At 62.1% G+C, this 8,911-nt stretch carries 9 protein-coding genes; 2 read left to right on the top strand and 7 right to left on the bottom strand.

The annotated features are described in order from the left end of the window. Positions 1-143: 143 nt before the first annotated feature. Both EOB36_RS31735 and EOB36_RS31730 read left to right on the top strand, forming a co-directional pair. Positions 144-1,037 carry an ABC transporter permease gene (locus EOB36_RS31735; RefSeq protein ID WP_095483689.1) on the top strand — a complete coding sequence of 298 codons (894 nt, stop codon included), beginning with the start codon at positions 144-146 and terminating at the stop codon, positions 1,035-1,037. 68 nt (positions 1,038-1,105) lie between these two features. Continuing rightward, positions 1,106-2,617: an amidohydrolase gene (locus EOB36_RS31730; protein ID WP_128286442.1), complete on the top strand. Its 1,512-nt coding sequence runs from the start codon at positions 1,106-1,108 to the stop codon at positions 2,615-2,617. Positions 2,618-2,689: 72 nt separating this feature from the next. Here the strand turns inward: EOB36_RS31730 and EOB36_RS31725 are convergent, their stop codons facing one another. The 7 genes from EOB36_RS31725 to dctP form a co-directional block, all read right to left on the bottom strand. Further along, entirely contained in the window at positions 2,690-4,036 is a 1,347-nt protein-coding gene (locus tag EOB36_RS31725) for an FAD-binding oxidoreductase (RefSeq protein ID WP_128286441.1), read from the bottom strand. A gap of 174 nt (positions 4,037-4,210) precedes the next feature. Then, a complete protein-coding gene (locus EOB36_RS31720) occupies positions 4,211-4,477 on the bottom strand; it encodes a hypothetical protein (RefSeq protein ID WP_127203919.1) in 267 nt (88 codons plus the stop codon). A gap of 72 nt (positions 4,478-4,549) precedes the next feature. Next, positions 4,550-5,305, bottom strand: coding sequence for a cyclase family protein (locus EOB36_RS31715; RefSeq protein ID WP_164897672.1), 756 nt, complete (start codon positions 5,303-5,305; stop codon positions 4,550-4,552). A 173-nt stretch (positions 5,306-5,478) separates the two neighbouring features. Further along, a complete protein-coding gene (locus tag EOB36_RS31710; RefSeq protein ID WP_128286439.1) occupies positions 5,479-5,913 on the bottom strand; it encodes a type II 3-dehydroquinate dehydratase in 435 nt (144 codons plus the stop codon). A 4-nt stretch (positions 5,914-5,917) separates the two neighbouring features. Beyond that, the gene (locus tag EOB36_RS31705; RefSeq protein WP_128286438.1) at positions 5,918-7,219 is read right to left on the bottom strand and encodes a TRAP transporter large permease; all 1,302 of its coding nucleotides are present in this window, start codon (positions 7,217-7,219) and stop codon (positions 5,918-5,920) included. Continuing rightward, positions 7,216-7,722 (bottom strand): TRAP transporter small permease subunit, encoded by a 507-nt coding sequence (locus EOB36_RS31700; protein ID WP_348631845.1) that lies wholly within the window; start codon positions 7,720-7,722, stop codon positions 7,216-7,218. Before EOB36_RS31700 ends, EOB36_RS31705 begins: the two co-directional genes overlap by 4 nt. Before the next feature lie 91 nt (positions 7,723-7,813). Next, entirely contained in the window at positions 7,814-8,800 is a 987-nt protein-coding gene (gene dctP, locus EOB36_RS31695; RefSeq protein ID WP_128286436.1) for a TRAP transporter substrate-binding protein DctP, read from the bottom strand. Positions 8,801-8,911: the final 111 nt, after the last annotated feature.

The raw sequence follows: 8,911 nt of genomic DNA, 5'->3' as shown, positions 1-8,911 counted from the left end.
GGGCTAGCGTCCGCCGCCCTCTACCTGCCGATCATGGCCGGCCTGCCGTCGTCGGCAATCGACATCATCAACGCAGCCATTGCTCTGTTCATCACCGCGAAATCCAGCGCCGTCGACCGGATAGCAAAACTCGGAGGACGGATATGGAAGACTTCGTAATCGCCATCCTGCGGTCGGGCACTCCGCTGATCTACGTGACCCTTGCCGGCGTCATCGCCCAGCGAGCCGGCATCTGGCATCTCGGCCTCGAAGGCCTGATGATTACCGGCGCATGCGCAACGATCCTCGGCATCGTGCTTACGCAATCGATTTGGATCGCGCTTTTCGGTGCGATCACGGCGTGCGTCCTCGGCTCAATCCTGTTCTGGTTCGTGGTGGAGAAGCTCAAGGCCAACCAGATCATTGCCGGCCTCGGGCTTACAGGGCTCGGCCTCGGAGGAACCGCGCTTGCCGTGCAGTCGATTTTTGGAACGCAGGCCGCAGTGAGCGCACCCTTCGGCCTGCCGCGCATAGGACCCGCCTTCGGGGCGTTCGGGTCGCTTTCGATCCTCGTCGTCATGATGCCGGCGATCGTCTTCGCGATGTGGGTTGTCTTGCGGCGAACCCGTTTCGGCCTGCGTCTGGCGGCATCGGGCGAGCATCCCTTTGCCGCGCGCGGTGTGGGTGTCAATCCAGCGGCAATGCGCCTCGTCGCGCTGATGACCGGCGGCGTGCTTTGCGCGCTCGCCGGCGCTGAGCTTGCTGCGGGGAGCCTTCAGATCTTTGCGCAGAACATGACAGCCGGCCGCGGCTTCATGGGATTTGCCGCCGTCATATTCGGCGCGGGTCATCCAATTGGCGCGACTCTGGCAGCCGTGTTCTTCGCCGTCGTTGGTGCGCTCGGCATCAGGGCGCAGCTCGCCTTCGGCGACCGCGTCCCGCACGATCTGCTGCTCGCCTTGCCTTACATAGCCACCGTTCTCGGCATCTGGCTCAGCACGCAGCTGCGCGGCGGCACCAAGGCCGCCAGCGGCTTCGGTGAGCTGCGCGACCAATAGACACCAGGCTGGCATCGCACCGGACCGGCAGCCGGGCGCGTACAGCGCGACACGAGCAGGACATGCCCATGCCCCAGACACTGATCAAGAACGCCACCCTTTTGACGATGTGCGCCCGGAACGGAAGCAAGCCGTTCCAAGGCGACATTCTTATCGAGGACGGCCGCATCTCTGCCGTCGGACAGAACCTCGTGGCTGCGCCGGATGCCACCTTAATCGACGGCCAAAACCGGCTGGTAATGCCGGGCCTCGTCAATGCCCATGCCCATTCGGGCGAAACCTTCTTTCGCGGCCGATATGAAGGCATGCCGCTAGAGCTCTGGCTTCTCTACGCCTACCCCCTGCTGATGGGCCCTGTCGTCGACGAGCGACTTCTCTACCTGCGCAGCCTTCTCCTCGCGATGGAATCGCTGCGCAGCGGCGTCACGACGATATGCGACGACTTCTTCGATCCGCCTGCGCACGACCTCTCACGGCTGTCAGCCGTCTTCAGGGCCTATGAGGACGCGGGCATCCGCGCCAATGTGTCGAGCGCGGCCATGAACGTGCATGCGCTGGACGCCCTGCCCTACGCCCGCGAGGTGATGCCGCTCCACCTGCAGCAGAAGCTCGATTTCGGGCCGCCGATGTCGACCGACGCCTATATGGACTACTGCCGTTCCGCCTTCGCGTCGCTGCATGGCAGGGCCGGCCGGCTCAATTTCATGATCGCACCGTCAGCGCCGCAACGCTGTACCCCGGACTTGCTGCAAGCCTGCCATGCACTCGCCGTTGACATGGGCGTGCCGCTACACACGCATATCCTGGAAACCAAGACACAGGCCGTGACCGGCCATGAAGTCTACGGCAAGAGCCTGATCGGCTATATGAGCGATCTCGGCGTGCTGTCGCGCAACACGACGATCGCCCATTCCGTCTGGGTGAGCGACAAGGACATCGCGACGATGGGCGAGGCAGGGTGCTCCGTTGCCCACAATGCCATTTCCAACCAGAAGCTCGGCGCCGGCATTGCTCCCATTCGCCGCCTGATGAATGCAGGCATAACCGTTGGTCTCGGGACCGATGGCATGTCGTCGAACGACACGGCGCGCATCTTCGACGTCATGCGGGTGGCCGGGCTGATCCACAGTGTTTCCGGCCCGGATTATGACCAGTGGGTCCGTGCTGACGAAATCCTGACCATGGCGACGATCGGCGGCGCACGCAGTGCCATGCTGGAGAATGTCACCGGTTCGCTCGAAGTCGGCAAGGCCGCTGATCTGCTGATCCTCGATCTCACCACCCTCAGCTTCACCCCGCTCAACGATATCGCCAAGCATCTCGTCTATGCCGAGAACGGTTCTTCCATCGAAACGGTGATGATAGCGGGGCAGATCGTCGTCCATGACGGCCGCCTGCAAACGATCGACGAAGCAGCCATACTGGCCGAGATCCGTGAGCTTGTCCCGGCGCACCTCGCCGCGCACGCCGAACTGGAGACACGGAACGCGGTGTTCCACTCCGCCATGGCGGAAATCCATCGGCGCGCCACGTCGAAGGACATCGGGATGAACCGCTATGCCGGAAATCAAAGCGCATGAGCCTTGCGTAGCAGGCACCATCATATCGCCGGCGACATGCCTCAAGCTCCGTCGTCATGATCGGCATGGGGGCTACAGGGCTGGCCCCAATCGGATCGGGCTGCCGTCGCTGAATCGCGATATGCGGAACCGATTGAGGTTGTGGCCAATCTCGTTACCCTGGATCAGGTCCGACACGACGCGGCCTATACCGGGTCCGATGCCGAAGCCGTGGCCGCTCATCCCGGTCGCAACGACGAGGCCTGGAATCTCGGCTACGCGGTCGACGATGGGCACCACGTCCGGCATCGCATCGATCATGCCCGCCCAGCTCGCCTTCAGCCGCACGTCCTTGACCTGAGGGAAAAGCTCCCTGAACCCGCGCTCGATCGAGCGGAGCCCGGAGGGTTCGGGAGCGGGGTTCAGGATGCGCATCCGCTCGAACGGACTTTCCTGGGTCGCGTCCCACTTGCGCGGCGTCGACCAGGCATCCGGATATCCCATTGGCGCCGCCGGCAGGTATCGCGTGCCCAGGGGATTTGCCCTCAAGGCGGGAACGTATTTGATCGCATGCCGGAATGCGTCCGGGCCGACATAGAGCTGGCTGGCACCGCCCGACGCGAGCGTATAGCCGCCATCCTGCCGCCGCCGGAAGGCGATGTGTTCGTCGGTGGCTGCCCCCGCATAGATCTCGGGCATCGGCTCGGTCGCGGCGACGGTCGACCTGACGCTGAGCTGCGGGATCGAGATGCCATGCGCGCGTAGGAAGAGCGATGTCCACGCGCCGCTGGCGACGAGAACATTCGAGGTAGCGATGCGGCCCTTCTCGGTCCAGACGCCGCTGATCCGACCGCCGGATCGGTCAAGCATCCGCGCCGCGCAATTCTCGATGATCGTGACGCCTTCCCGGGCGGCCAGGCGAGCGATCGCCGGCACGGCAACCCAAGGCTCGGCCCGCATGTCCGACGGGGTTATCATTCCGCCCTTGTAGCGCCGCGACATGGCGGGGATCAGATCCACGACCTCATTCGGGTCGAGGAGGCGTGTGTCGACACCGTGTGCGCCGGCGATCCGCACGAACGCAGCAAACGCGGCCATCTCCGTGTCGGTCCGCGCAAGGTATGTGATCCCGGTCTGCCTCAGACCGATATCCTCGTCGCACTCTTCGGCAAGTTGCTGCCAGAGTTGGCGCGCTTCGATCATGATCGGCAGTTCGTCAGCGTCGCGGCCTTGCTGCCGGATCCAACCCCAGTTGCGCGATGACTGCTCGGCCGCGATGCGGCCCTTCTCGACAAGCGTGACCGAGATGTTCCGTCGCGCCAGAAACAGTGCCGTCATCACGCCGATGATGCCTCCGCCAACGATCACGACGTCGGATGTCTTCGGCAACAGCGCCTGAAACTGCACCGGGGTGGCTTCGCTGAACGGGAAGGTTGTCAATGGCAGCCTGTCTTTCTCTTGGTCACATCGACACCTTATCCGCACACTTCTGCCGGCGGCATCGGTCGGCAGGACATCGCAGACGATCGCATTCAGCTGTTATCCAGACAGGCCGCCAGCGTCTCCGAGAATATCCGGATACCCACCGGAATCAGTTCGTCGCGGAAGTCATATTCAGGAGGACGGACCCGTGGCCAGTCGGGGCCGGACCCGAGAAAGAGCATCGCGGCCTTTGCGCCGCTCAGCCCGAACTGCCCGATCCTCCGAACCGACCGACGGCACCTTCTGGTCGCGCCGCCCAATACCCGCACGCTCCAATCCGTTGGCGAAGATAGCCGTCGCCTCGGGCTCGTTGATGGAAGCGGCGAAGACGTCGTCATACTCGTGCGCGCAGAGGAGTCCGTGGTGATTGCGCTTGGTCTTCTTGGCGATCTGGGCCATCCAGCCCTCGATTTTTCAAACGGCTCTCAAGCCCGCAGATCGTCTTTTTACCGCAGTCGCCACCGGGTGGATCTAGAGAAGCGCGATCACCCGAGTCGGCCCGCCGGTCGCGCCTCTCACCTTCGGAATCCCAAGGAAGAGACGCGCCCCGACTTCAGGAATCGCGTCTAGATTTGCAAGGCACTCGACGCCCCAGCGACCGCTTCCAAGCCATTCGTAGTGGACGGGAAATGCCCCGCCCGAATTAAGCCCCGTGTCGAGGGAGAGGGTGTCGACTCCAATGCCCTTAACATTTCGCTCGCCTATCAGGAATTGCGCAGTCTCGACGTGAAAGCCGGGGGTATGATTTCTCTTCTCGCCGTCATTGCCGGTGAACTTTGGATCGTCCAGAAGCTTGTGCCATCCGGAATTCATCACCACACAGCATCCCTCCGGAAGAGGCCCGTTTTTTGTCTCCCACGCTTTGATATCGTCGGGGGTGAGAGATGTGTCCGCATTCTCGGCCGCCCGCGAAGCAATATTGATGACTGCGACAGGCACGATCAGGTCGGAGATGGGAATCAGATCGGCCGTCAAGCCATCGGCAGAAAAATGGATGGGCGCGTCCATATGGGTGCCACTGTGTTCGACGATCGTCCAGCGGTTCAGGTTCACCTTGTCCTTTGCGAAGGTGACCAAATGCTCGACGGTGAACCATTTCTCGCCGCTAAAGGTCGGAAACCCTTCATAGAGCGCGTGCGAAAGGTCGACCGTCTCGCTGAAGCTCGTTGGAGCGGCCTGGGCTTGTGGCGTGCCAGGAAACGCCGCGGCGGCGGCGCCGAGGCCCAAAGTGAAGCCGGTTTTGAGAAGACCTCTACGTGTGGCTTTCTCACAGATTGAATGCAGGCATCCCGGAGGGCACATGTTTTTTCCTTCCCATTGGCGATCTTGACGAGACGATTGTCGTACTATCCAGTTAGTATATTCCCGCTGCGGATTTCACGCCTTGCCTGTGGCCTTACCTAACCTTCCATCAGGTGCTTCAGCGAATTGACCGCGGTGGCGTATCCTCGCGGCCCCAAACCGGCGATGACCGCCGTCGCCACCGTCGAGACGAGCGATTTGTGATAGATTTCCTCGCGTCGGTGGATGTTGGAAATGTGGAGCTCAACGATCGGTCCAGGAAACATCTTGAGTGCGTCTAGGATGGCAATCGAGGTGAACGAGAAGCCCGCCGGGTTGATGATGATGCCGGCGCCCTCGTCGATCGCCTCGTGGATCCAGCCGACGATCTCGCCCTCGAAGTTCGACTGGTGAAAGCGGACTCGAAGCCTGTCTGCGGCCTTCCGGCACATCGTCTCGATCTCGGCAAGCGTCGTCGTCCCGTAGATTTCCGGCTCGCGGCTGCCCAAGCGATTGAGGTTTGGGCCGTTGAGAACGAAGATTGGCTTGGTCATGGTCCTATCCTTGATAGCCCAGCAGGCGCGGCAGCCACAGCACCAGCGATGGGAAGAAGGTGATCAGCATCAGGGCGGCAATCATGGCGTAGAGAAACGGCATTACGTCGTGCACCAGGTCGCGCAGCGGCACCTCTGCGATGCGGGTCATGATGAACAGCAGCAACCCGTAGGGTGGAGTGACGAGGCCGAGCATGATATTAACGACGACCATCACGCCGAAATGCACCATGTCGACACCGAGCGCCTTCGCCGTCGGAATCAGCACCGGCACGATCACCAGCAGAATAGTCGTGCCCTCCAGCACGCAGCCCAGGATCAGCAGCAGGATGTTGACGAGGATCAGGAAACCCATCGGCGAAAGATCCCAGGACTGCAGGATCACCGACAGGGACTGCGGAATGTTCTCAACCGTGACAACGTAGTTGAACACCAGGGCGCCGGCGATGAGCATGCCGATGGAGGCCGTGGTGCGGGCGCTGTTGAGAAGCGCATGGTAGAGCTGACCCAGCGTCACGCTGCGATAGATCGCGACCGAGATGAGCAGCGCGTAGCCGGCGGCGACCGCCGCGGCCTCGGTCGGGGTCATCACGCCGCCCCTTATGCCGACCAGCAGAACGACCGGCAGCATCAGCGCCGGAAACGCTCGCAAGGTGATCCCCGGAAGTTCCCTGAGCAGCACCGGCTTCTCGACCGGAAAGTTCTTCCGGCGCGCATCGATGGCGACGATGATCATCTGCGACAGGGCGAGAAGAAGGCCCGGCACGATACCCGCAATGAAGAGGTAGCCGATGGATGCATCCGAGATCAGCGCATAGATGACCAGCGGAATTGACGGAGGAATGATCGGGCCGATCACGGAGGTGACGGCTGTCAGCGCAGCGGCATAGCTCGCCGGGTACTTGCCATCCTTGGTCATGAGCTGCTGCATCATCTTGCCGGTGCCGGCGGCGTCGGCAATGGCCGAGCCGGACATGCCGGCGAAGATGATCGACTGCAGCACGTTGACCTGCGCCAGGCCGCCGCGGAAACGGCCGACGACAGCGTTGCAGAATTGCAGCAGCCGGTCGGTCATTGTTCCGGCGTTCATCAACTCCGCGGCGAGAATGAACATCGGCACGGCAAGCAGAATGTAGCTCGTGTAGAGCCCGTTGAGGAGCTGCTCGGCGGACGTGCCCATGTCGAGCCCTGCTAGCCAGAGATAGAGGATCGACCCGGCGATCATCGAGTGACCGATCGGCAGGCCAAGCAGGGCCAGCGCTGTGATCGCAACGACCGACAGCGAAAAGGGACTCGCGAGGCTCATACGCCGGAACTCGCTTTCGTGGGGTCAAATTCCGCCGGCGCTTCGCCCCGGAGAGCACGCCACGCGAGCCACAGGTAGCGGGCGATCACGGCGACCACGAAGACGAGATAGATCGAGAACAGCCAGTCGAAGCGTATCTTGAGGTAGGCGGTGCTCTCGACCTTCATGAAGGTCACATAGTCGAAGACGGCCGGAAAGGACCAGCCATAGAGCGCGACGAGAGCGATCGCGAAGGCGAGCGTCATCGCTCGCCTTATGTCCGGACCGACTGCGGCATAGAGGAGATCAAAACGGATTTCCTCTTCCTCACGAACGACGAACGCTGCGCCGAACAGCACAACCCAAATCCAGAGCACGACGGTGAGCTCGTTGCTCCAGCCGGTCGGCCAGTTGAGAAGGTAACGAAAAGCAACCTGCAGAAGAAACGCGGCGAACATGGCGCCGACTGCGATGGCGATGGCGTTCTCGGCGCGCCGGTATAGCCAGCCGCCGACCTTTCTCAATCCCGGGTTCATCATGCCTCCCTGGCGTCGTCTGGCTAAACGAGTTTGGGCCAGCCGGTCACAAGCGGACCGGCCGGCGAGTTTTGTCGCGTCAAAGCGCGTTGATCTTGTCGATCATCCCGGCCGGCCATTCCTTGGCGAGGTCAGAGGCAAGATATTGCTCCTGCACATGCTTGCGGAATGCAGCGACGTCGGGCTCGTAGATCTTCAGGCCTTTGCCCTTGAAGGTTTCAACGAGTTCCTTCTCGCGCGTCAGGTGTTTCTCTGTCGAGAAGTCGATCGCCTTGTCCGCCGCGGCCAGGACCTTTGCCTGCTTCTCGGCCCCCATCTCGTCCCACACCTTCTTCGAGATGCTGAGGAGGTCGAAGCCGACAAGGTGCGAGGTCAGCACGATCTGCGACATGACCTCGTAGAACTTCATGTTCTCGACGTTGGGCAGAGGGTTGTCCTGCCCGTCGATCGCTCCTGTCTGCAGGCCGGTATAGACCTCGGCGTAGGCCATCGGCGTAGGATTCGCGCCGAGCGCCTGGCCGAGGAATTGCCAGGCGTCGCCACCCGGCATGCGCAGCTTGACGCCGGCCAAGTCGGCGGGAGTCTTGATTTCCTTATCGGGCTTCAGGCCGACCTGACGCAGGCCGAAATAGGTGGGGCCGAGCACCCTCACGCCGAGTTGGTCCTCGGTCATCTTCTTCAGCTCCGCGCCGGCGTCGCTGGCAAAGAAGGCCTTGAGATGCGCGGCGTCGCGGAACAGGTAGCCGGCGGTGACGATAGACCAGGCCGGAATCTGCTTGGAGATGTCCTGCGGGGCGATGTTGCCCATTTCGAGGTTGCCGCGCTGGATGGCGACAAGCTCGGTGCCCTGCTTGAACAGGTTGCCGCCGTAGTAGCCCTCGAAGGCAAAGTCGTCCTTGATGTCGTCAGCGAACATTTTCATCATCTCGGCCCGGATGTCCTGTTCCGAGAACACGGCCGAGAAACGCAGCTTTGGTTTGTCCTGCGCGAAGGCGGGGACAGCGGTTCCGGCGGCAAATGCGCCGGCAGCGATCATAAACATGCGTCGGTTCATTTCAGCTTTCATGTCGATTTCCTCCCAGTGGTCTTCATGCGGCTATAGGCGTCATTGAGTTCATGCGGCGGCCTCAAAGTGATCTGCCATGGCGCGGCGGTCGGCCTTGCGCCCGGTGAAGAG

This window comes from Mesorhizobium sp. M6A.T.Cr.TU.017.01.1.1, from assembly GCF_004023115.1.
GTDB classification, from domain to species: Bacteria; Pseudomonadota; Alphaproteobacteria; order Rhizobiales; family Rhizobiaceae; genus Mesorhizobium; species Mesorhizobium mediterraneum.
Note: the sequence above shows the minus strand (reverse complement) of the source record. Positions and strands in the feature narration are given on the sequence as shown.

Bases quoted from the DNA above. Each gene is read 5' to 3' on its own strand.
- EOB36_RS31720 (WP_127203919.1), bottom strand. From the start codon at position 4,477: ATGGCCCAGATCGCCAAGAAGACCAAGCGCAATCACCACGGACTCCTC.
- EOB36_RS31705 (WP_128286438.1), bottom strand. From the start codon at position 7,219: ATGAGCCTCGCGAGTCCCTTTTCGCTGTCGGTCGTTGCGATCACAGCG.
- EOB36_RS31710 (WP_128286439.1), bottom strand. From the start codon at position 5,913: ATGACCAAGCCAATCTTCGTTCTCAACGGCCCAAACCTCAATCGCTTG.
- EOB36_RS31735 (WP_095483689.1), top strand. From the start codon at position 144: ATGGAAGACTTCGTAATCGCCATCCTGCGGTCGGGCACTCCGCTGATC.
- dctP (WP_128286436.1), bottom strand. From the start codon at position 8,800: ATGAAAGCTGAAATGAACCGACGCATGTTTATGATCGCTGCCGGCGCA.
- EOB36_RS31730 (WP_128286442.1), top strand. From the start codon at position 1,106: ATGCCCCAGACACTGATCAAGAACGCCACCCTTTTGACGATGTGCGCC.